Below are 21,360 nucleotides of genomic sequence, written 5' to 3' on the forward strand. Positions count from 1 at the left end.
GTAGGTGCCCGTCAAAGGTGCAGCCCCAGGCAGGACGAGGGTCGCCGCTCGGCGAGCGTGTCGTGTTCCCTGTGGCTCCCAGGCGGACGAGCTTCGGATGTCGAGTCGTCCTGCGGTCACGAGCCATTTGCTCATCGCGTCGCCTCCTCGAGTTCGCAGATGTCCGCGCGGTTGGCGACGGTCCGGCCGACCTCGGCCTGGAGGTCGGTGACGGTGCCGGTCTCGTGGACCTTGAGCGGCTGCTCCGTCTTCATGGCCTCGATGACGACCACAGCGTCGTCCTCGGCGACGTCCTGGCCCTCCTCGACGATCTTGACGATGGTGCCTGCATCGCCGCCGGCGGCGGCGCCGGCCTTCTTGCGGCCCGCACGCCTCAGCCTCTTCGCGCCGCTGGCGGGGCTGCGGCGAGCCTGCCGGGGAGCACGACCTCGAGCCGCTCGGGCGCGACCTCGACGACCACGCTCGGTCGCCGCGCTCGACGACGACGGACTGCCGCTCGCCTGGCCCAAATCAGCGGAGCCGGCCTCAGCGTGCTCGCCGGCGTAGGGCTCGATCCGGTTGTCGAACTCTGTCTCGATCCACTGGGTGCAGGCTCGAGCGAGCCGTCGCCGGACGGGTTGGATGCACCGACGTACGCCGGGTCGGACACGACCGCGCGGTGGAACGGGATCGCGGTCGGCATGCCGTCGACCCGGACGGAGGGGCCGCTTGGCGGGCTCCACGCCGACAGGGTGCTCGGAGCGGGCATGAAGTCGCAGCGAGCAGTCGCGCGTGGAGACCACGACCACGTTGCCGTAGTGGTCGGCCGGCCACCGGGTCTCGCCGTGGCGCGGCCGGCGAGGGACTTCTCGACCAGGCACTCGCCACGGCCGAACGCCGTGAAGGCCTCGCGGACTCGTAGGCGTCAGGGATCTCCCCGAACGTGCGGGCGACCTTGAGACCGCGGCCACCGCCGCCGAAGACCGCCTTGATGACGAACGGCAGGCCGTTCGCCTTCGCGAACTCGACGACCTCGTCGGCGTCCTTGACCGGTCCCTGGTGCCGGGGCCAGCGGCGCGTTCGCCTGGATGGCGGCCGGCGGGGGACCGACCCGGGTCAGCCCGGCGTGGATGCCTGCCCGGGCGAACTCGGCGTTCTCGGCGAGGAATCCGTAGCCGGGGTGGACCGAGTCGGCGCCGGGCTTCTCGGTGACCCAGATGATCTTGGCGATATCGAGGTAGGAGTCCGCCGGGGTGGCGCCGCCGAGCGAGCGAACCTCGTCGGCCGGCCGCACGTGCAGGGCGTCGCGGTCCGGGTCCGCGTAGACGGCGACGCTCCTGATCCCGACGCCCTTGCACGCCGGATCAGTGTCGGCGTGACAATCGACAGTCCATGAGCGAACGGTTCGACGTGCACGCAGTGTCTTCCGCGGGGTGAGCGGCCCGGAGGGGGCAGTTCCCGCAACGGCCAACCGGCACTGTCCGCCTGCTGGCTCTTGACACGGGGAACAGCGGCGCGGGGAGGCGATGACGTGCGGGATCCATCAGCCGGCTCGGTCTCATACGAGGACCCTCCATGACATAGTTCACAATGCGCGAATATTGTGCCAGTATGTCAATCGATGCACGAGGCGGAGTGCGACTCTTCAGTCGGCTGGCCGGAATCCCTGCGAAGCGAGGGTCGTTACGTGAATGAGTTCGAAGGCAAGATCGCTCTGGTGGTCGGCGCATCCGTGCCGGGCAACATGGGTGATGTCACTGCGCGGACGCTCGCGGACAAAGGCGCCACCGTTGTCGTTTCCGGCCTCGGGCGGGAGCCGTTGGAGGCGTTGGCCCGTGACATCGGCGGGTACGCGGTAGAGGCGGACATCACCCGGCAGGATGACACGCAGCGACTGGTGGCAGCGGTGATCGAGCGCTACGGCCGGCTCGATATCGCCGCCAACTTCGTGGGGGTCGCGGACCGGGTGTTGATCCGTGACATCACCCCGGAGCATCTCGAGCGGATGACATCGATCAACTACCACGGCACGGTGTGGTTCATTCAATCGGTCGCCGACAAGATCGTTGATGGCGGCGCCATCGTCACGACATCCTCGCTGGGCGCGTACGACGCGTTGGTGGGTGTGGCGGGATACGTCTCCGCCAAGCGCGCCGCCGATCGGTTCCTCCAGGCCGCCGCAATCGAATACCGCGACAAGCGGTTGCGCATCAACTCCGTCATCCCGACCGCCAACGACACTCCGATGTTGCGCAAGGGAATCGAGCAGTACGGCGTCGCGTTCGAGGACCACATGAAGGCCTTCATCGACCTGACGCCGCTCAGCCGGTCCTCCACCGCCCAGGACATCGCCTGGCTGGTATGCGTGATGCTGCGCGATGAGTTCTTCGAGACCGGCCAATCATGGCACTACGGCGGGGGCAACTCGTTGCTCGGGCATCCACGCTCGCTTGGCTGAACGGCACCTGCCTGGAGCGAATGCGAATCACGGTCGCGTCGAGGGCGGCAGCTGCCCGTCGTGCGAGCGAAGATCTGGGAACGACTTCGGAGACCGCTTTCGGCGCCTGGTCGGCGGCAGCGATTGGATTGACATATGGGCACACCATCGTGCCATCCTGACACCCTGATGATCCCCAAGGACCTGCCATGAGCGACCTGGCCGACCGCATTCGCTTGGACGATCCGTCGTGGTATCGACAAGACGATGCCCACGATCTCTTGGACGAGGCGCGTCGGGTTGACCCGGTCTTGTACTTCGAGGACTTCAACACATTCCTGCTCACCAGGTACGAGGACATCCGGTACGTCAGCCGAACGCCTGAGATCTACAGCTCGGCGCACGGCATCACGCTGAACGATGCCAAGTACGGCGACATCACGCACTCCTTCTTCCCTGAAGGCGCAGAGCTCATAACTGCGACCGATCCGCCTCGGCACCGCGAGCTGCGACGAGTGATCCAGCCGACTTTCGCGCCACGCGCGATCGCGGACATGGAGCCGCGGATCCGCGCGAACGCGATCGACCTCGTAGCCCGGATCAAGCCGGGCGAGGAGATCGACGTGGTCGACCAGATCGCTGTGCCGTTGCCGATCCATACGATCTGTGCGGTGTTGGGAATCGAATCGGTGCCTGTCGACCATATTCGTTCCTGGACCGACGACGTGGAGCGTATGGGTGGGGACCTCAGCAAGGCCGAGCTGGCGGAAGTCGCGCAGAGTCTGGTGCCACTCAACGAGTTCCTCGTGGCAGCTCTTGAGGCGAAGCGAGGTTGCACGGGGGCCGATCTGATTTCGACCCTGTTGCAGGCCGAGATCGACAACGAGAAATTGAGGGACATCAATATCCTCATGTTGACCACGGCAACCCTCGTGGCCGGCAATGGGACCACGCGCAGCCTCATCGGCAACACGATCGACACTCTTGCCGCGCACCCCCGTGAGCTCGATCGACTGGTTTCGGACCCGAGCCTCTGCGCATCCGCCATCACCGAGGTGCTGCGCTTCACGGCTCCTGTCCCGGGCTTCTTGCGAACGGTGACATCAGACACCGTCCTCAATGGCACTAGGATCCGACGAGGTCAGCACGTCTACATGTGCTATGGCGCCGCGAACCGTGACCCAAGCGTGTTCTCCGACCCGCATCGCTTTGACGTTGGTCGGGACCGAAGGCCGGTCCACCTCTCGTTCGGGTCGGGTGAGCACGCGTGCCCCGGTAATTTCATTGCCCGCCTAGAGGTGCAGGTTCTTCTCAACGAACTCGTCACTCGCTTCGTCGGGTGGGAAGTCGGCGCCGATCCAGTGCCTGTCATGTCGATCATGACCAACGCGTACGAGCGTCTTCCCGTCACGTTTCATACGACACTGTGACTGCTGCGCAGAGTCCCGAGCTTCAGCCGATGGCTCGGACTCGTGCAACGCTCCCGGCAGATGCGCGTAAGCGAAGCGTCTAGTACTGCAACGACAGGTTGTGTCTCTAGTTCGTTGCTGGGTGCGTCTTCTCCATTCAGACCATTTCAGGGCGTGGTCGATTAAGTGTTTCGTGCGCATTGCGACGTGGTTTCACAGGCGACGGATTTCGTTGATGCTCAGAGGGCGAATACCTGCCGGTAGGTATTCGCCATCTCCCCTTATTGGCCGCCCGCTGGAGCCTGACCAGGAAGGCGGAAGCAGTCATGGAAAAAGTGATGTGGCGATACCATGACTGGTAGCCGCGGACAGATAGTGGTCGAGTCCTGTCCTGGGTCAACTTCATCGAGATCATTATCTGCGTTTTGGGAACGGCGACCACGTGCGCGATTCCGCGTTCTTCCATCCACCACCGCAACCGCCGCACCTGCCCGTATGCTTTGTTCGCGGTGACCCACCGGAAGGGGATTCCCGATGCGACCACCCGTGCGAGCAAGGCCTTGCCCAGATCGGGCTTGGTGGCAAACTCCACTTCATCACCGATACCCGCCTGGCGGCATCGTTCACGGTCTTCGGTCCACGACTTCGGCAGATAAAGCTCACGATCGATCAGCGCCCGCCCCACAGGACTCGCATAGGCGCAGAACGCGCTGATGCGACGCAGGCGTGCCAGGCTCCAACGACGCGAGTTGCTCTGGTCGTCTACTGATTGTCATGTGGGCCCCGCCCGGAGGGAGCCACGGGAGCCAAATCGGGGAGCCAACGCCTCTCGATGGCGCTGGACTTCCTCAGACTTGCCGGGACTCCCTCAAGGGGTTTGCGCAGGTGAGGGGCTCCCCGTTCGTCTCAGAGCAGGGCCCGACGAAGATCGATCCAGCTGAGTTGCTTCAGACCGAAGAGGTCACTGGTTCGAACCCAGTATCGCCCACCCGATTTCACCAGCTCAGACAGGGTCCCGGAGATCACTCCGGGACCTTTTTCGATCTTCGAGGCGGGAGCCGAACGGGGAGGCACCGCCACGCGACGTACGCCGACCGAAGACGGCGTTCATCGTGGCGGCTCCCTCGTTGATGACCGGCCTCAACTGGTGCCGGTACACCTTCTGGTGACCGCCGTACCGGCGTGCCCGACGAGATCCGCGATCGTCTCGAGGGGCACGCCGCTGTCGCTCATACTCGAGACGAACGAGTGACGGAGTTCGCGGGGAGTCCAGTTCTCCCCGATCTTCGCGTTCTTGGTGATCAGCCGGAATCCCCGCCGCACGTGAGCGGGATCGAGCGGCGTTCCGGTCCGGGAGCAGAAGACGAGGCCGGTGCCTTTCCACGCTTGGTCGGCCTTGAGGCGCTGAGCCGCCTGGCGCGCGTGACGCTTGCGAAGGGCGTCGACCGCTTCGTCCAGGAGTTCCAACGTGCGGCGGGACCTCTGGTCTTGGTGTCGCCGTGCGCTCGTACCGAGCGCCAGACGTAGACGGCGAACCGATCATGGTCGAAGCCGACCTCGGCCACCGGCCGCCATGCGGGCTCATCGTCCACCCATGCGACGACGTGATCCCACTGGAGTGCCCGCGCCTCCTCGGTTCGGATGCCGATCATGAGGCTGAGCACGACGTACGCGTGCAGCCGCGACGACTTGGCCTGCTCCATCACGGTCACGGCTTGGTCGAGGGTGAGCGCCTTGCTCGGACGTCAGCCCCTGCCCTTGGGCGTAGTGACCAGTTCGGCACGATCTCGTCTCGCGCCTGAGCCTGCCGGACGGCGCGCTTCAGGATCGAGTGAACCCCCTGCAGGCTCCGGGTGGACAGCACTTCCGTGAGCCCATCGAGCCAGTCATCGACGTCGTCCGCGCTCAAGTCCTTGAGGTTGGTCTTGCCGATCAGCGGGATCACGTGCTTCTCGGCGAGGATGCGATTCGTCGTGATCATCCGGGAATTCGCGGAGTGTGAGGTGCCAGAACTCGTCCATGGCACGTGGGCTGGGCTTTACCCTCGGTTCTCGTGCCTTTTCGGCTGCCGTACTTGATGTTCACCCGCGTTATGAGCTGGCTGGTTCGCGGTGATACCTCTTGGTGTTGCGGCATGAGGTCGCGGTGCTGCGTCGGCGGGTCGGGCGGCCCAGACTGGACTGGGCCGACTGCGGTGTCTCGGCTCTGGCGCGTCGACTTCCGCTGTGGCTGCGCTCGCATCGGCTCGTGACGCCGAGCACGCTGCTGGCCTGGCATAGGCGCCTGGTCGCCAACCACTGGACCTACCCGAGCAGGGCCGGTCGTCCGCCTGTCTCGCAAGAGGTCCGCGAGTTGGTGGTGGGGCTGGCCACTGAGAATCCACGATGGGGGCATCGCCGCATCAAGGGCGCTCCAGTATCAAGAGGACACACTTGGAGGGTGGGGCGAATACGATGAGAATACTAATAATTGCCTGATGTATTGCACGAGCGCCCTGCGAGCGGGAGGGTACGATGCGCCTTCCGGTGGCCTAAGTCCATGGACTGGGTGGTGAAACTCACGCGTGCACAGGGCTTGATTCCTTAAAGTTGGGAGTGGCAACTTGGCAGCTAGAAATTCTGAAGTGCTCGATTGTCTCCTCCGGATTGCAGCGGACGAGCGCGTATCGTGGAAGTCGCTTGCTTTGGCTGGGCGGGGAATTACGGCAGAGGCCAAAGCCAGGGAATGGGTTTTGCTGGTAGGAAAGCCAACTTTCGATGGGGTGGAGTTGGCCAATCTCCTCATCCATCGCGGAAAATTGCATGAAGATCTTATGAAGGCATGGAATTGCCTCAACTCTCAAGAGATTGATGAGGTTGCATTCATGAATCGAATGAAGGCGATTGTGGAGGCTCTTGAACGGTGGATTCCGGAGGGCTAATGTGAGTTTTGGTCACCGAAAGCCCAGCTCAACACGTACCTGGAGATACTGACACCTCACAGGTGGCGAGAAAGCCCTTCATGGGTGAGAGCCTGTTCCTGAATGTCGCCTGATCAGGGGCTGTGTATGTGACGGGTCGGGTGATAGTGGAGGTTGGTTGTTCGGGTGGGGGGTGGCGGCTCGGAGGGGCGGTGGTGTCCGGTCTGTGGGCAGCGGCTGGTAGGTCGTGCTGGGAAGCTGCGGCGTGATGGGGTGTTCTGCTCTGATGCGTGTCGATCTGGGCATCGGCTATCTGGGGAGGACGGCCAGAACGGTCCTCGCCGGCTGCTGGAAGCGCGGGTTCGGTCTGGAGATCACCGTTATCGACGTCGAGGACCTGCTGGACGAAGGGGCTCCCGGGCACGCCGCCTCTGAAGGCCGGGCGGCGGCCGTCCTGCCCCGCCTGTCCCCGCGCTACCGGACGGTGCTGGAGCTGCGCTTCTTGCAGGGCTGTAGGCAGCGGCGGCGCTCGGAGCCAGCGTCGGCGACGCGAAGGTCCTGCAACACCGTGCCCTTCGCTTGGCGGCGAGACTCGGCACGGGTGATCCGGCTGCGGACTTCACGGTCCCGGAGGGAAGACACCTTGGCCCGGAGTGAGGATTCCGTCGGGGTCGTAGCGTTCACGGGCCGTCTTGAAGGCGGCCCATGCGGGGCCGTAGTGGGCGCGCCACTCCTCAGGTGTGGTGGGTATGGAGCCGACCGGGTATTGGTAACCCCCGACGGCTTGGGCGCGCTGGTAGAGGGAACGGTTGGCCTCCACCATCTCCTGCGGGTTCTCGGCTCCGGGTGAGGCGGTTCTGAGCAGTGTGAAGAGGAAGACCGTCTCCTCGTCGGGCAGGCGCAGCAAGGGCAGGTGCAGGCGGGCGCGGGGGAAGGGATAGAGCAGGACCACGCCGCTGGCGCCGACCTCGGTCTCGGTCAGGTCCTTGATGGCGGCCTCTACGAAGGCGTCGGTGCGGCTCGCGGGCAGGAGCATGTTCCACCAGGGGTGCGGGCGGTACCACTCGCCTGTGGACTTCAGATAGACGACGCCTGCGGCGAGCCGGTTGAGGAAGTCGAAGTAGGACATGTCCTGGATCTGCCGGTCGCCGGGCTGGTCGCGCAGACCGTCGAGAAGCCTGGCGTCGTCGGGCGGGGTCGTGCCGTTGAAGAAGGCGACCGCTTCGAGCTGGTAGCTCCAGCCGGCGGAGCCGGTCGGCAGTCCGAGCTCTCCCTCCACGTAGGCGAAGCGGCCGTCGTTGACCACGCGCCGCTGGTCGGCGGTCAGCGCGGCGACGCTCGGGTAGGAGAGCAGGTAGTGGCGGACCGTCGCGGGGGCGGGCAGCAGGCGCAGGGTGGCCTTGGTGATGATGCCGCACTGTCCTCTTCCCGCCAGCGCCGCGCGGAAGAGGTCGGGGCGCTGCTGCGCGGAACACCTCCTCAGGCTGGCATCCCCGGTGACGACCTCCAGCTCCACGACGCTGTCCACCTGGGCTCCGTGGTGGTGGGTCTGGCCGCCGAGACCGCCCACCGCGAGCGTGCCGCCGACCGAGAGCTCCAGGTAGTCGGTGAAGACCGGAGGGGTCAGGTTGTGGGCCAGGGTCGCCTGCGCCAAGCTGCTCCAGAGCGCGCCCGCCTCCACGACGGCCGTGTCCTCCCGCACCTCAACCGAGTTGAGCGGGGTCATGTCGATGATCAGACCGCCCGCGACCTGACCCTGACCGAAGGTGGCGTGTCCCTGGCCGCGCGCGGCCACCTGCAGGTCGTGCGTCCGGCAGTACTTCATCATCAGCATGATGTCCGACACGGCACCGGGCTCCAGCACAGCCCCGGGGGTCCGATGGACCAGGTGCCCGAAGTCGTCGGCCGCCTGGCCGCGCGAGGCGGGATCGGTCACCACCTTGCCCTTCAGCGGCGGCAGGTCGACCATTCCGGGAGACTGGGCGGCGTCTGTGACCCACGTGCGCGTGGACGGGTCGAAACCGACCACGGCCGCCCCCGCGGTGAGAAACGCCTGTCTCCACGGATGCCACGTCATACCCGACCCCTTCGCAGCGCGGTCACATCGCGTCGATCATCGCCGACGGCACCCGGCGCCGCTACCCGCACGAAACCGGATGACAGCCACAAAAGGGTTACTACGGCGCTTCGGGTCTCGACAGGCGAGCCGTGGGGCAGGCGAGCATCATCGAGGCAGGATCGACCGATGAGTGCGACGTGCCTGGCACGGTCTACCGCCCGAGACGCACGAACCGAGGAGACCCGATGGCGGACAGCATCATCGACGGCAACCCTCACCTCGCGAGCGCCGACTCTCCAGATCGTGTCGATCATCTGGTCCCCAAGCCACGAGGCAGCGTGAGCACAACCGCACGTCCTCACCCGCGACCAAGGCCGACTCGTCAGGCACCGGGGGCGAGGCGGGCCCGGTGGCACCGACGGCGGAAGGCCGGCCGTCGCGTCCCACCGGGACAGGTGGTGCGTGGGCGGTGAGGTCAGCTCAGCCCGCTGACGGTGCCGCCGAAGATCGCCTTCTTGACCGAGATGACGTATCCGTCGCCGTTGGCCAGATACCAGTGGCCAAAGGTTCCGTAGGAGCCGCCGAACTGCAGGACGACCTGGTTGTCGTTCCATGACACTGCGATGATGCCGACGCAGTCGGTGCCACCCGCGTTGCCGGCTCCGGCCTCGAAGTCGGTGTCGTCGGTGAAGTAGAGCTGGTAGCCGAAGACGTAGCCTTGGCTGTGCAGGTCCCGCAGCTCGTGCCGTCAGGGTGCTGAGCGGAGTATCACGTGGTTCGAGCGGGTGCACTTGCTGATCAAGGTATTGATGAACAGCGTGAACGTCTCCATGTGGATCTCGCACTCATCCGCGACCATAGGGTCGAGTCTGGAATAGCCCGCATGCCGCGCGATCTGGGAATCGGTGAAGGAATGGCCCTTCACCTCGGTTGTTCGGGGGAATGGATTCCCCTAGATCGGATCCCTTGACTGGTCGAGAGTGCCTCGCTTGTACGGACGTTCTCTGGCTGGCCCTTCACAGGGAAGCGCGTCGAGGCTGAGGAGGTCTGTTCTAACCATGAAGGCAGTCCGCGATATCTTCGGACTATCTTTGTCTGAGGCTGCTGAGGGTGCGGAGCGTTGTCAGACTGGCCGAACTGGTGGAATGGCAGGGGTGAGAGAGCGTTAATTGACTGGCAGTCGGTTGAAGAACGCTTGGGAATCGCTCTACCAGGTGCCTACAAGGCGATGCGCTTCGCGGCGGGTGTCCGGACGTTGAACGTCAGCCAGTCGTCGCCCGTGCGTGCGCGAGCAAGTCTCCGCCGCTCCGGTCGGCGATGTGTGAATTTCTGCGGGGGGCAGCCAGGGCGGTCCCCTGGTCCCTAGATCATTGACGCGGGCTGCGCGGCCACCGGCCCGAGACGCCGACTTCCCGCCGACCCGACTGTGGCCAGCGACCTGGCGTGCGTGTGCGTGGTGGACGGCGCAGGAGGCGAGGAGATCGCAGCCGGCCCCGTGGGCTGCTCGCGGTCACCACCGCAGGCACGGGAGATGGGGATCGGCCACCACCTGACCGACCGGTCGGCGAACCCGAGGACAACGGCGAGCTCGTGGCCTTCCTCACCTCCGACCGGGTCGCGTTCATCACGGGCTGCACCGTTCTCATCGACGAAGTGCTCCCCACCCGCGTCGTTTCCTACGCGGACGAACGCGGCTTGATGCCATCGGCGGGCCACAAGGCATGATTCCACTTTGTCCTCCGCCCCCTCTGCCGACCGTATGTTTCCACGGGCAGGAGCCGACTCAGCGTCGGTGCGCGACGTCCGGGGGGCGAAGGCGCGCCGGTAATGCCGACCAACACCAGATCCCCGGCCCCTCCGAAGCCTGACTCAGCAGTGTCCCCACGGGCGTAGCGACGCGGCTTCATTCGCCGAGGGTTGCGGCTGTGCCGTTCTCGACTCGGAGCGCTCAAATACGAGCGCTCTCAGGTCGCGGCCGTGGCACAGTATCCGGCACCCAAGGGCTGTCGGGGCGAATAGAACGGGCCGCGGCGGGCACGCGATCCTTATCGGCCGGTACGAGCCGCGGACGCGGCGCCGACCGGAGGGGGGAACATCATGGGTCTGCTCGACAAGCTGAAGAACAAGACGCAGCGTGCCAAGGGGCGCGCCAAGGAGGAGGCGGGGCACGAGTCGCGCGATCCGCACCTGAAGGCTGAGGGCCGCAAGGACCGCATTGCGGGCGGCGCCAAGCAGGTCGGCGAGAAAGTCAAGGACGCGGCCCGGGAGGTGCGCCGCACCACCGAGCGGTGATGTTCGCACGTGCGCCGCGACAGACTGGTCGTTGCCTGGCCCGGCGCCCTGTCGAGTGGTCGTCGGTTCGAACACGTCAGGCCCCAGCGGGCGTTGACGCGCAGGTTGATGTATCGCTGCCGACAGCGCCCCTCGGGCGTACGCGAGTAACCGTTCGCCAGGCCGTCCCGGAGGTTGGCGGGCCGTCGTTGGAAGCGTGGGGGAGTCGTACGCCGCGGCAGTCCTCCCAGACGAGGTCCGTCAGTGTGACCGCAGGAGCGTTCTGCAGCTGCGGGACGGTCGGGTGCGCAGAGCTTCGGGCAACGCTCGGCGTTGTCCTTTCCGCATCTTCCGGCGTGCAACGGCCATGTAGCAGCACCGCACCCGCCAGGCTCCCGAGCACGACGCGGCCGCTGCGTGCATTCGCCGAGGCGGCGTTCATGTGAAGAACACTCCCGGGATGGGCGCGGTGGCTGCCGCCAAGCTTGGGTCGGCCGGTGCCCAGGGGGTCCGATGGCGCCGTCGGCGGCCAGAGCCGAAGGGTTCGTGCGGTCGATGCCCATCTGCCCGGCGCAGTAAAGCAGCCTGGCCGGGCCGCATTACACCCCCAGATCAGGAGCACATTGATCTTCGCGGCCCAACCGGGTGGGGCCGCGGGCGGCGGGTTGGGGATGTTGACCGAGGGCCGGAACCACGCGGACCCAGCCACGGGGTCTGCTCCAGTGACAGGGGCGGCGGAACGTCGGCTCCCAGACGGTTTCGACCAGGTGGCGTGGTTTGGCCGGCAGGTCGACGGTGGTGGGGTCGTCCACCAGTTGGCATCCGAGCGAGCCCGCACACCCGCGCTTGCAGCAGCGCGAACCGTACGGTCGCCTCCTTGGGCTCGGGCCTGCCGCCGTCGCTGACGATGACCAGCGCGGCTATACGCCCTTCGGCCTCTCCACGGCGGCCAAGATCCGCCGGCGGTGCCTTCACCGACTCGATGCCCCAGACCCAGCACCTCATCCTGAATTCGGCGATGACCCACCGAGGATTCTCTTTGGCCATTGGCCGGGTAGGTCCAGCGCCTTGCGACCGGCCGAGAACGCGCCGACCGTGCCGCCGGGTGGCGACGCCCATCGGGTCCCGCGTCCACAGCGACAGCTCGGACTGGATCGCGGGCCACCGTGGTGGAAGGTTTCGGCGGCCGAACGATCGGCTCGGGGTCCGGCCGATCGTTCGGCCTGCCGCTGTCAGACGAGGTAGATGACCAGCAGGGCCAGCCAGAGGACGGCCAGCCAGCCGTCGGTGGCGAGCCGCAGCCAGCGGGGCGCGTGGCGGACCTCCATGAAGTAGTGGATGATCAGGCGGCATTTGACCAGGCCGAGCACGACGATGGCGGCGACGAGTTCCTTGCCCACGACCGTCGCGGACTGGGATTCGCCGGGGGTGAGGAGCCAGGCGAGGACGGTCGCGGCCGACAGGGCGGCCCAGGCGATCAGGACGGTCCGCTTGTCCTTCTTGAGGGCCTGGTCGGTGGGTGTGGTCACGTGGGTCACCTCATCAGGTAGAGGATGGCGAAGATGACGACCCACAGCAGGTCGATCATGTGCCAGAACAGGACGCTCTGCTCGACGATCGTGGGCCGCCTCCTGCGGGTGTCGCGTAGCTCGCGGACCGCGACGCCCAGGATGATCAGCCCGAAGGCCACGTGGACGAGGTGGACGCCGGTGAGGACGTAGTAGAAGCCGAAGAACTCGTCCTGGATCGTGTAACCCCGGCTGATCTCGACGTACCACTCGTAGGCCTTGATCAGGGTGAACAGCACTCCGCACGCGCCGGTGGCCAGGAGCAGCCGCTGGGCGTTGCGCACCGCCCCTTCCCGGACGGCGATCACGGCGAGGGCGGCGAACAGGGAGCTGGTGAGGAGGACGACGGTGTTGGTGACGCCGATGCCGACGCTCAGGTGTCGCTGGGAGGCGGTGAACTCTTCGGCGGACATGGCGCGGAAGACCATGTAGGTGACGAAGTAGCAGCCGAAGAAGAACAGGTCGCCGAGGACCATGACCCACATGTCGACGTCGCCGGGCAGTCGCCGTTCCCGGGCCGGCCGACCGTTTCGCAGGGCGGCGGTCATCGGGCGTCCTGCAACTCGTAGAGGGCGGGGGTGTCCACGGTTTCGCGACTGGCGGCGATGCGGAAAAGGGCCAGGAAGCAGACGATCCACAGGCCGAAGACGACGAGGGCGATGTAGAGCGTGATCATGCCGTTCCAGGCGAAGGCGCCGGAGTGGTGGAGCCACATCTGGCTGGCCAGGATCTCGGTGACGATCTGCCAGATGGTGATGTAGGCGAACCATTTGGGGAAGATGCCGTTTTTGTCGTAGAGGATGGCGATGGCCATGACGGTGTAGGCGGCGGTGAAGCAGCCGAGAGATCCGTTGTAGGACAGCATGCCCAGGTCGTAGAGCAGATACAGGACGTCGGGGGAGCGGTCGGGGCGGAAGGTCGCGGTGAGCCAGCAGGCCAGGATCAACTGGAACCCGGGGATGGCGCCCACGCCCATGGTGGCGATGTAGGCGTAGGCGAGCATCTTGCCGGATGACATGCGCATCATGAAGTAGCCGATGATCCCGTTGGAGATCGCGGCGCCTCCGGCGATCACCAGGAGGAACACGAAGCCCACCTGGATGCCTAGCTGGTGCTGGTCGAACCAGGCCGCGGCCTGCATGGCGTTGACGTCCGGGCGGGGCGGCGGGGTGGCCCGCCCCAGCAGGCATATCCCGACCGACAGGGCGGTGTAGAAGACGCTGAACGCCCAGTAGAAGATCCAGACCTCCCGCTTGCCCAGGCGTTCCGGCTTCGGCGGCCCGCCGGAGCCGTCCTCGGTGAGAACGGCGGCCGTGTCCGTCATGACGTCGCCCTTTTCTGCTCGGCCTGGTGTTTCAGGGCGATGCGCAGGATGAAGAACATCACCGCGACGAAGAGCGTGAAGGCGCCGTTGCGCAGCCAGAACGACACCAGCCCGTCCCATGCCAGCGGACCGTCGCGGAACACGGCCGCACCCGCCGAGGGCACCATGGCCAGCGCGGTCAGCAACGAGTAGTGCCCCACCCAGCGCGGGAAGACCGGCGCCCGGCGGTCGTCGGCGTAGACGGCCAGGGCCAGGAGCGCGAACTGGGCGACCAGCATGCCGATCGGCGCGATGAAGATGATCCAGGCCAGGTCGTTGAGCACCTGGATCAGTTCGTCACCCCGGCCGGGCCGGAAGGCGGCCACGGCGAAGAAGACGTTCGACAGCGCGAACAGGGTCGCCCCGGCCACGACGGAGGTGAGATAGGAGAAGGCGTAGATGTGGCTCTCGCTACGCATCCGCTGCATCTGCACCATGATCAGCACGAAGAACGGGACGATCAGGATGCCGAACAGGTTGAAGCCGACCATGCTGAACCGGATCAGCGGGGTGTTGTCCCGGTAGAACGTCCCGACCTCGGCCGCGCTCATGTCCGGCGACATGGGCGGGAAGAAGCCCGGGAAGGCGACGAACAGCACCAGCAGGACGAGACCGAGCACGGGCGCGGACCACAAGATCACCTGCTGGGCCCGCAGAGCCGAGACGGCCGATTCCTCTTTCTCTGTGAGGACCTGCATACCTTCCTCTTCTCTGGCTGTAAAGCGCGTTCTCCTCATGCGCGAGGGGTACTTCTGTGCTGGCAGCATGCATCGTTTCCTGACGGTAGTCAATGATCGAGATGCGGTAGGATCCGTTGCCATGGCGAAAGTTCCTCCCAGATCGAAACATGACCATGGTCAGGGAAGGGCCGTTCCTGTGCGCGCGCGTTCCCACGTCAGCCGGGACGCGATCGTGCAGGGGGCGCTGGCTCTGTGGCGGACCAAGGGCTTCGCCGAGACCACGGTCACCGACATCTGCAAGGCCGCCGGCGTCTCCAAGGCGTTGTTCTACGTGTACTTCGCCCGCAAGGAAGACGTGCTCTGGGAGATGGAGGTGTTCACCATGCGCGACGCCCATCGCGCCGCCGAGGCCGTCGCGTCCCGCCCCTACGAGCTCGTCGACCTGATCGAAGCCGTCATCGAGCTCCTGGAGCACAACATGCGCCGCTACCCCCCAGAGCTGATCTTCGAAGCCGTCATCGAGACCTACCGCACCGAACGGCGCGCCCTGGCCGACGGCGCCACCGACGCCGACCTCGCCTTCCTCTTCCTCGAGCCGTTCCAGCAGGCGCAGCGCGACGGCAAGATCCCCGCAGAGGCGGACGTCGCCCGGACCGCGCGCATCGCCCAGATGCTCGTCGCCGACGGCATCAGGGACTGGGCCGCCGCCGACTTCTTCGACCGCCCCCTGGCCGGACCTCTCGCCCGAGAGATCAGCACCCTGATCAACGGCCACCAGCATCCCTGAACACGCCAGGCGCCAAGGCGCGGCGGCGGGCGTCGAGGCGTCGGAACGGTGAGCGGACGATCGCGGCCCGGTCAGGGAAGATATCGACCACGTCGGTGCTGCGGCGGATCTCCTTGTCCAACCGCTCCTGGGGAGCGTTCGACCAGATCTGCCGTCACAGCTGCCGCAGGAAAGCCGCGAAGGCTTTCAAATCGCCCTTGGCCTGGTTCCAGATGCTCGGCCTGCAGGAAGTCGACCACACGGGCGTGCCGGGCCTGTGCTTCCTCGGCGGCGGGCTGGTCGAATACGGTGCACACCAGTGCGGCCACCCATGGCTGCGTGGACAGGCGTGCCGACGTGTGGCGGCGTCGCAGCGGCACCGGTCGGCTTGTCAGCATCTGGTGACTGTCAGTGGTGATGGTGGACCGTGAATTCTGGAAGGCCAGAAGAGCGCTGGGATGAAGAAGTTGCTCTGAGCTGGTGAGACGCCGTCTCGGCGGTCCTCAGTTTGGCCGGTCGGCAGGCATCAAGATCGACACCCGCCCATCCGGAGTAGTGGGCTGCACGCTCTCTCGCCCTAGCTGTGGCAGGGGCCGGGCCCCTTCCTCCTTACTGAGGCCAAGGGAGTTTGTACTGCGGGTGGGGAATCGCCCGTTCCCACACCTGATCGAATGCCGCCGGTCGTCGTGCTGGGGCACCACCGCGCGCTGCCGGATGGCCTGTCTGGCGGGCATCCGCCACAGGTTCCGCCCGTCCAGCGACACGATCCCGCCGGTGGGCCGCAGTGCCCGGTAGACGGTGCGCAGCAGCGTCGACTTACCGCTGCCGTTGGGGCCGATGGGCCCGATGAACCGGTGGGGTTCGGCGACCACGCGCTTGGAGCCGATCTCGGCGGTGAGGTCCGCGATGTCCAGCCGCATCACGCGCCCCCCGTCGCAGGACGCCGCAGCAGCAACAGGGCATGCCGAGCGCGGTGGTGAAGATGCTGACGGGCGGCTCGTTCGGACGGTCCACGGTGCGGGTGGCGATGTCCACCGCGACCAGGAACACCGCGCCGAGCAGCATGGCCACCGGCAGCACCCGCCGGTGGTCGCCGCCGACGGGGAACCGCGTCGTGTGCGGGACCATCAGCCCGACGAACCGATTCCGCCGTCGCGGTGAGCAGCGATCCCGTGACCAGCAGCGCGATCCGCAGCGACCGCACCGAGGCGCCGGGCCCGGCCGCGGCGTCGTCCCCGGCCATCAGGGCGTTCATGTTCTGGGTCCGGTTTCTTCGACGACCACCACGCCGGGCTCGCCCAGATGCCGCTGGACCAGTCGACGTGCTGACCGCCACGATCGAGCGGATCCCTCAGCGGATCGAGGAACACATCGCCGCGATCCCCGCCGCCCAGCCCTCGAGGATCATGACGGCCAGGACCACGGACAAGAGCAGCGTGCCGTTGCTGTTTCGGTGCGGGAACGGGCCATCGATCACGGAGGCGCCGTGGCCGCATGGTCTCGTGTTCTGGCCGGGACCGGCGAGTTGCGCCCGTAGCCAGGCGTGGGGTCGTCCGGTCCACGCTTCGTCCGTCGTCACCTCACCTGCGCGAACTCGTTGGACGCGCTTCACCCAGATCGTCCGGCAGCCGTCTGAGACCGCCGCGCCCGAATCCGGGTATGGGTGTTGACCTGCATCGACATGTCATCTACTCTACAGAAAATTCTTCTGTTTTGCAGAGTAAGCCTGGAGGGCATGTTCAGTGAAGGTGGAAGAGTTGTCCGCTGACGGGCTCGCCTATCGGCGCACGTTCGTCGTGCCGTGCGATCCGCTGCACGCGTTCAAGGAGTTCACATCGGGACAGGGCGGATGGTGGCCGCACGATCACAGGCGCGGCCCTCAGCCTGTCCTGGGCATCGGGTTCGAGCCTGCCGTCGGCGGAGACTGGTACGAACGGTCTATCGACGGCTCTCGTGTGCGGCGAGGAAAGGTGCTTGTGTGGGACCCGCCGCGCCGCGTCGTCGGTGAATGGCCGCTCATGCTCGGCGTGGACGCCTCGATCGACGAGGTGGGAACGAGCGAGCTCGACGTGCGGTTCAACGAACACCGTGAGGGTGCCACGCGAGTCGACCTCGAGCACCGTGGGATGCACTTCAACACCCGACCTGATTTCGTCCGCCGGATGTTCTTCTCTCCGTACGGGTGGGACCTGGTCGTCGACAACTTCTCGGCCTACCTCGCCAGCGAGCCGTGGCGATGAGCCGGGTGCTGGTGACCGGAGCGTCGGGGCAGGTCGGCGGGGCGCTGGTTCGAGGGCTCGCGGCCGCCGGAGTGTCCTGCCGAGCGCTGATGCGCGATCCTGCCTCCACCACCCTCCCGGCGCAGGCGGAGGCGTTCCGGGGCGACTTCACTGATCCATCGTCGCTGGCCGGCGCTCTGCGGGGAGTGGAGAGCGCCTTCCTGATGGCGCCGGCCAGGCAGTTGCCTTCCTACGCCCGCACCTTTTGCGACCTCTTGGTCGACAGCGGGGTCAAGCACGTCGTGCTCCTGTCGTCCCTCGCGGTGGAGATCGCCGGAAGCAGCCCGCTGACGACCGAACATGCTGAAGCCGAGCAAGCACTCATCGGAACCGGAGTGGGATACACGTTCCTCAGGGCCGGCGTGTTCTCGGCGAACACGCTGATGTGGGCTCCGGCGGTACGTGGCGATGGACGGGTACGCCATCCGTTCGGCAACTCGGCGGTCGCCCCGATCGACGGAGACGACATCGCCGAAGTCGCCCTTGAATGCCTCACATCGGACGAGCACCTTGGTGCGACTTACCCGCTGACGGGGCCCGAACGGATGCTCCCATCTGAGCAGGTCGCCATCCTCGCGGACATCCTCGAGCGGCCGCTCCGCTTTGCGATCATGCCTGAAGGTGAGGCCGTCCAGATGATGGAACACGCCTACAGCGCCACAGACGCCACCGCGATCGTCGAGGCGCTGCGAAGTGATCAGGTGGCGTGGAGCGATCCGGTCGACACGGTCGAACGAATCACGGGCAGGCCGCCGACGACATATCGGGAGTGGGCAGAGCGGCACGTCGACTACTTTCGCTGACGATCGTCCCGAATGGCTGATTGTGGCGCTGACGTGCCACGTCCGCTCGATGTTGCCCCGCGGCTCTTTCGCCGTCCGATGTGCCGGCGAGGACGCTCGCCGAAGGACCGAGGTGAGGCATCGGCTTCCGGCAGTCCCCCAGGACGAGGAAGTGATCACGACTACGGCATTCGACCCCATTGAGCTGGGCCGCGAGCGGCCGGCCAGGCGTATCGTGATGGCGCTGATGACCCGCGGCCGTGCTTACGGGGCCAGCGGGCGTCGGCGGGCTTGATCGTGACCGAGGGCAAGGGCTGCCCCGACACCGGGCCTGCACTCTGATCAGCAGGTGGCGGCGTGGCAGAAGATCACCGATGCGATGCATGCCGGCAGGGTCGGCCACACCGACTTCCTGCCCGGTGGCCTGCACCCGGTAGGCCGTCTCCGGTCGCAGCGGTCGGCCAGGTCTACCCTCACGAGGGTCCGAAGGACTTCTTGAAGCCCCAGCATCTGACGGGGGAGGAGATCGCTCTTACGATCGCCGACTTCGCCGACACGGCCCGCAACGCGGTTGCGGCCGGGTTCGACGGATTGGAGCTGCACGGCGCGAATGGCTAGCTGATCCACCAGTTCCTGGCGCCCGACTCCAACCGGCGCGCCGACGGGTGGGGCGGGTCAGCAGAGGGCCGGGTCCGGGGCGCCACCGAGACCTACCAGCGCGTTGGTCGCCCGGCTGAGCCCGCTGAAGCTGCCCTACCTGCACCCGATGGAGTCCTCCGGTGCCCGCGAGGTGGTGCTGCGCCTGCACAAGGAATGGCCGCACCTTCATCCTCAACCCGTCCAGACGAGCTGTCGCTGATCGAGGACGGCATCGCCGACCTGATCGCCTACGGCGCCCTGTTCCTGGCCAACCCGAACCTGCCTGCCCGCTGGCAACACTCCCGGCAGGGTCACGTTCTTCGGCGGCGACCATTGTGGCTACACCGACGCGGCCTGGAGCCGGTCGCGCCAGTGGCTCCCCGAAGGACCGGATAGGGGTCCTGCGCATCCCCAGCCAGACCCCGGCCAGGTTGATGAACACGTTTCTCGGTTCGGCGTTGGAGGCTGCGAGCCGGTCGGCCGAGCAGATCGGGGCGGCCCGGTGTGCTGCGGTCGCTGGTCATGATGATGGCTGAGGCGCCCTGTCGGCCGGAGGCCGACGAGGTTCGCGGCGCCGACCTCGGCGAACCTGGGCCGGGATGATCGAGTTGGCCATGTCCGAGCGGCGGTCGGGGTCGTACTTCCCCGAGCGGCTGCTTGCCGGGCCGAGCGGGCCCCACGTCCTGGCTGTGTCCAGGTGGGCACGGGCCGGCACTGCGATCGCGTGGGCCGACTCGGAGTCCTCGGGCAGGTCCCGGTGCGCAGGATGTCGGCCAGCACCATCGCATCGATGTTGTCGGACTTCTTGGGGGCGACCGAGTACTGATTTGAGCGCCGGCCGGACGTATCGCGCGGCATTCTTCGGTTGACTTCGCAATCCCGGCGACCCGCACGGCCCCGGTCTTCGCTCAGAATGCGCGCCGCGTGGGCTCGAGCCGCGATCGCAACCGGCCATGACCGATGCCCGGGCCGGGGCTCGACGTTCAGCGGCCGGGGCCGCTGAAACGCTGGCGTTCGTAGAAGTCGGGGATCTCGGCCTGCTCGAACGCCGATGTGGGGCGCAGGGCCTGCCTGGTGTCGATGTTGAGCAGGTAGAAGGGCATGCGCTCCATGGGGTGCCGCAGCATCGCCGCGCCGGGGCCGTGGTTCATGCCGCCCGGGGTCACTGTCATGAGGCCGATGGGCCGGCCGGGTACCCCGTCGCCTTCGGGGGAGCCGAGGTTGATGATGATCTCGTCGTAGTCGACGTTGCGGTGGTAGGGCTGGACATGTGCGGCTTCGGGGTCGTTCTGCCAGATCCTTGGGGCCATCGTGCAGAACCACACGCCTTCGGCGGCGAAGGTGGCGTGCGTGATCGGCGGGACGTCCATCCGCTCGGAGGTGACCGGCCTGATGTCGCGGAGCCTCAGCCGGTACGGGGTGACGCTGCCTTGCCAGCCTTCGACGTCCAGCGGGTCGAACGGGTGGAAGATCGACGACAGTCTCTCGCCCCGTTTGACGACGATCTCCCACTCCGGACCGTCCAGCCCGGAGCCGTGCGCCCTGAGCGCGTCCAGTCGCGGGACGTCCAGGACGCCGATGTCGAACGGCAGGAAGTGGCCCAGCAGCCCTCGATCGGGAACGCCGACGGCGGCGGTGGTCTCCACCACGTACGACAGGTTGTCTGTCGTGTGGGGGATGAGCCGGTAGTTGGTGCCCTTGGGGATGACCAGGTACTCCAGCGGGCCGTACTCGAGTGTGCCGTAGTCGCAGACCAGCAGTCCCGAGCCCCGCTGGACGAGGATGACGGTGTCGCCGTCGGCGTTGCGGAACAGGTACGGCGCCGGACGCCGGCGTCTGGAGATCGACAACCGCATGTCGGCGCACTCCAGCAGCGTGGTGGGCTGGGCGCGTTCGTCGGCGTCGTCCTCGGCGGGCAGGTCGTCGGTGAGAATGCCGCGCGGCCGGATCGGTCCCTCGACCCGTGTCCACTCGGTCGTCGGGTGCGCCCGGTAGAGCTGCGAGCAGTCGCCGGCGAACCCGTCGCGGGCGTGGTGCTCCTCATAAGTCCCCTGCGGCCACGCGCCCTGGGCCTGGCGTATGACGGTGCCTTGCGCGTGCTTCGCCCACATGGCCCTGACTCCTCTCACCTCACCGGAATACCCGGACCGAATTCCTCCGAGTCGACGGACCCTATTGCCCGCACCCCTCCGGCGCCCTACTCTCCAGAATAGTATTCTGGAGGAGATC

Annotated in this window: 22 protein-coding genes and 4 pseudogenes; 9 read left to right on the forward strand and 17 right to left on the reverse strand. The window is 66.6% G+C overall.

Annotation, left to right across the window (positions count from 1 at the left end):
- Positions 1–131: 131 nt before the first annotated feature.
- The 3 genes and pseudogenes from ACFPZN_RS06935 to ACFPZN_RS06945 form a co-directional block, all read right to left on the reverse strand.
- Positions 132–722, reverse strand: coding sequence for an acyl-CoA carboxylase biotin carboxyl carrier protein subunit (locus ACFPZN_RS06935; protein WP_378280957.1), 591 nt, complete (start codon positions 720–722; stop codon positions 132–134).
- Positions 723–927: 205 nt separating this feature from the next.
- Positions 928–984 (reverse strand): annotated as a pseudogene (locus ACFPZN_RS06940) (hypothetical protein); the annotation flags it as partial.
- A 142-nt stretch (positions 985–1,126) separates the two neighbouring features.
- Positions 1,127–1,450, reverse strand: a pseudogene (locus ACFPZN_RS06945) (biotin carboxylase N-terminal domain-containing protein); the annotation flags it as partial.
- A 216-nt stretch (positions 1,451–1,666) separates the two neighbouring features.
- On the opposite strand from ACFPZN_RS06945, the gene ACFPZN_RS06950 reads away from it, so the two are divergent.
- Both ACFPZN_RS06950 and ACFPZN_RS06955 read left to right on the forward strand, forming a co-directional pair.
- Positions 1,667–2,437, forward strand: coding sequence for an SDR family NAD(P)-dependent oxidoreductase (locus tag ACFPZN_RS06950; RefSeq protein WP_378280958.1), 771 nt, complete (start codon positions 1,667–1,669; stop codon positions 2,435–2,437).
- A gap of 188 nt (positions 2,438–2,625) precedes the next feature.
- Entirely contained in the window at positions 2,626–3,846 is a 1,221-nt protein-coding gene (locus ACFPZN_RS06955) for a cytochrome P450 (RefSeq protein ID WP_378280959.1), read from the forward strand.
- Between the two features lie 136 nt (positions 3,847–3,982).
- Here the strand turns inward: ACFPZN_RS06955 and ACFPZN_RS06960 are convergent.
- The 3 genes and pseudogenes from ACFPZN_RS06960 to ACFPZN_RS06970 all read right to left on the reverse strand — a co-directional run.
- Positions 3,983–4,543: pseudogene (locus ACFPZN_RS06960) on the reverse strand (transposase); the annotation flags it as partial.
- Positions 4,544–4,965: 422 nt separating this feature from the next.
- Complete coding sequence (locus ACFPZN_RS06965) at positions 4,966–5,292, reverse strand: tyrosine-type recombinase/integrase (RefSeq protein WP_378280960.1); 327 nt, start codon at positions 5,290–5,292, stop codon at positions 4,966–4,968.
- Between the two features lie 241 nt (positions 5,293–5,533).
- Positions 5,534–5,806, reverse strand: a complete 273-nt coding sequence (locus ACFPZN_RS06970) for a hypothetical protein (RefSeq protein WP_378280961.1) — start codon at positions 5,804–5,806, stop codon at positions 5,534–5,536.
- 642 nt (positions 5,807–6,448) lie between these two features.
- On the opposite strand from ACFPZN_RS06970, the gene ACFPZN_RS06975 reads away from it, so the two are divergent.
- Positions 6,449–6,745, forward strand: coding sequence for a hypothetical protein (locus ACFPZN_RS06975; RefSeq protein WP_378280962.1), 297 nt, complete (start codon positions 6,449–6,451; stop codon positions 6,743–6,745).
- Positions 6,746–7,343: 598 nt separating this feature from the next.
- On the opposite strand, the gene ACFPZN_RS06980 is transcribed toward ACFPZN_RS06975, so the two are convergent.
- Together ACFPZN_RS06980 and ACFPZN_RS06985 are read right to left on the reverse strand one after the other, a co-directional pair.
- On the reverse strand, positions 7,344–8,801 hold the full coding sequence (locus ACFPZN_RS06980) for an FAD-binding protein (protein ID WP_378280963.1): 1,458 nt from the start codon (positions 8,799–8,801) through the stop codon (positions 7,344–7,346).
- A gap of 457 nt (positions 8,802–9,258) precedes the next feature.
- On the reverse strand, positions 9,259–9,402 hold the full coding sequence (locus ACFPZN_RS06985) for a hypothetical protein (protein WP_378280964.1): 144 nt from the start codon (positions 9,400–9,402) through the stop codon (positions 9,259–9,261).
- A gap of 971 nt (positions 9,403–10,373) precedes the next feature.
- Between ACFPZN_RS06985 and ACFPZN_RS06990 the strand changes: the two genes are divergently transcribed.
- Together ACFPZN_RS06990 and ACFPZN_RS06995 are read left to right on the forward strand one after the other, a co-directional pair.
- Positions 10,374–10,508 (forward strand): hypothetical protein, encoded by a 135-nt coding sequence (locus ACFPZN_RS06990; RefSeq protein ID WP_378280965.1) that lies wholly within the window; start codon positions 10,374–10,376, stop codon positions 10,506–10,508.
- 372 nt (positions 10,509–10,880) lie between these two features.
- Entirely contained in the window at positions 10,881–11,075 is a 195-nt protein-coding gene (locus ACFPZN_RS06995; RefSeq protein WP_378280966.1) for a CsbD family protein, read from the forward strand.
- 1,211 nt (positions 11,076–12,286) lie between these two features.
- On the opposite strand, the gene ACFPZN_RS07000 is transcribed toward ACFPZN_RS06995, so the two are convergent.
- From ACFPZN_RS07000 to ACFPZN_RS07015, 4 genes are read right to left on the reverse strand one after another with little or no spacing between them, the layout of a single operon-like run.
- Positions 12,287–12,583, reverse strand: coding sequence for a cytochrome C oxidase subunit IV family protein (locus ACFPZN_RS07000; protein WP_378280967.1), 297 nt, complete (start codon positions 12,581–12,583; stop codon positions 12,287–12,289).
- 5 nt (positions 12,584–12,588) lie between these two features.
- Positions 12,589–13,170: a cytochrome c oxidase subunit 3 gene (locus ACFPZN_RS07005; protein WP_378280968.1), complete on the reverse strand. Its 582-nt coding sequence runs from the start codon at positions 13,168–13,170 to the stop codon at positions 12,589–12,591.
- Entirely contained in the window at positions 13,167–13,946 is a 780-nt protein-coding gene (locus ACFPZN_RS07010; RefSeq protein WP_378280969.1) for a hypothetical protein, read from the reverse strand. Before ACFPZN_RS07010 ends, ACFPZN_RS07005 begins: the two co-directional genes overlap by 4 nt.
- Positions 13,943–14,683: a hypothetical protein gene (locus tag ACFPZN_RS07015; protein ID WP_378280970.1), complete on the reverse strand. Its 741-nt coding sequence runs from the start codon at positions 14,681–14,683 to the stop codon at positions 13,943–13,945. The genes ACFPZN_RS07010 and ACFPZN_RS07015 overlap by 4 nt, the downstream gene beginning before the upstream one ends.
- A gap of 178 nt (positions 14,684–14,861) precedes the next feature.
- On the opposite strand from ACFPZN_RS07015, the gene ACFPZN_RS07020 reads away from it, so the two are divergent.
- Complete coding sequence (locus ACFPZN_RS07020; protein ID WP_378280971.1) at positions 14,862–15,452, forward strand: TetR/AcrR family transcriptional regulator; 591 nt, start codon at positions 14,862–14,864, stop codon at positions 15,450–15,452.
- Positions 15,453–15,504: 52 nt separating this feature from the next.
- Here the strand turns inward: ACFPZN_RS07020 and ACFPZN_RS07025 are convergent.
- The 4 genes and pseudogenes from ACFPZN_RS07025 to ACFPZN_RS07040 all read right to left on the reverse strand — a co-directional run.
- A pseudogene (locus ACFPZN_RS07025) lies at positions 15,505–15,775 on the reverse strand (transposase); the annotation flags it as partial.
- 159 nt (positions 15,776–15,934) lie between these two features.
- Entirely contained in the window at positions 15,935–16,351 is a 417-nt protein-coding gene (locus tag ACFPZN_RS07030; protein ID WP_378280972.1) for an ATP-binding cassette domain-containing protein, read from the reverse strand.
- On the reverse strand, positions 16,248–16,559 hold the full coding sequence (locus tag ACFPZN_RS07035; RefSeq protein WP_378280973.1) for an iron chelate uptake ABC transporter family permease subunit: 312 nt from the start codon (positions 16,557–16,559) through the stop codon (positions 16,248–16,250). The genes ACFPZN_RS07030 and ACFPZN_RS07035 overlap by 104 nt, the downstream gene beginning before the upstream one ends.
- A gap of 223 nt (positions 16,560–16,782) precedes the next feature.
- Positions 16,783–16,908 (reverse strand): hypothetical protein, encoded by a 126-nt coding sequence (locus tag ACFPZN_RS07040; protein ID WP_378280974.1) that lies wholly within the window; start codon positions 16,906–16,908, stop codon positions 16,783–16,785.
- A gap of 265 nt (positions 16,909–17,173) precedes the next feature.
- On the opposite strand from ACFPZN_RS07040, the gene ACFPZN_RS07045 reads away from it, so the two are divergent.
- The 3 genes from ACFPZN_RS07045 (at position 17,174) to ACFPZN_RS07055 (ending at position 19,110) form a co-directional block, all read left to right on the forward strand.
- Positions 17,174–17,671, forward strand: coding sequence for an SRPBCC family protein (locus tag ACFPZN_RS07045; protein ID WP_378280975.1), 498 nt, complete (start codon positions 17,174–17,176; stop codon positions 17,669–17,671).
- The gene (locus ACFPZN_RS07050; RefSeq protein WP_378280976.1) at positions 17,668–18,513 is read left to right on the forward strand and encodes an SDR family oxidoreductase; all 846 of its coding nucleotides are present in this window, start codon (positions 17,668–17,670) and stop codon (positions 18,511–18,513) included. Before ACFPZN_RS07045 ends, ACFPZN_RS07050 begins: the two co-directional genes overlap by 4 nt.
- A gap of 474 nt (positions 18,514–18,987) precedes the next feature.
- Positions 18,988–19,110, forward strand: a complete 123-nt coding sequence (locus ACFPZN_RS07055) for an oxidoreductase (protein ID WP_378280977.1) — start codon at positions 18,988–18,990, stop codon at positions 19,108–19,110.
- A gap of 1,004 nt (positions 19,111–20,114) precedes the next feature.
- Here the strand turns inward: ACFPZN_RS07055 and ACFPZN_RS07060 are convergent.
- Positions 20,115–21,242: a homogentisate 1,2-dioxygenase gene (locus ACFPZN_RS07060; protein ID WP_378280978.1), complete on the reverse strand. Its 1,128-nt coding sequence runs from the start codon at positions 21,240–21,242 to the stop codon at positions 20,115–20,117.
- Positions 21,243–21,360: the final 118 nt, after the last annotated feature.

Origin of the sequence: Actinomadura rugatobispora, from assembly GCF_042656285.1 — a bacterium.
Classification (GTDB): domain Bacteria; phylum Actinomycetota; class Actinomycetes; order Streptosporangiales; family Streptosporangiaceae; genus Spirillospora; species Spirillospora rugatobispora.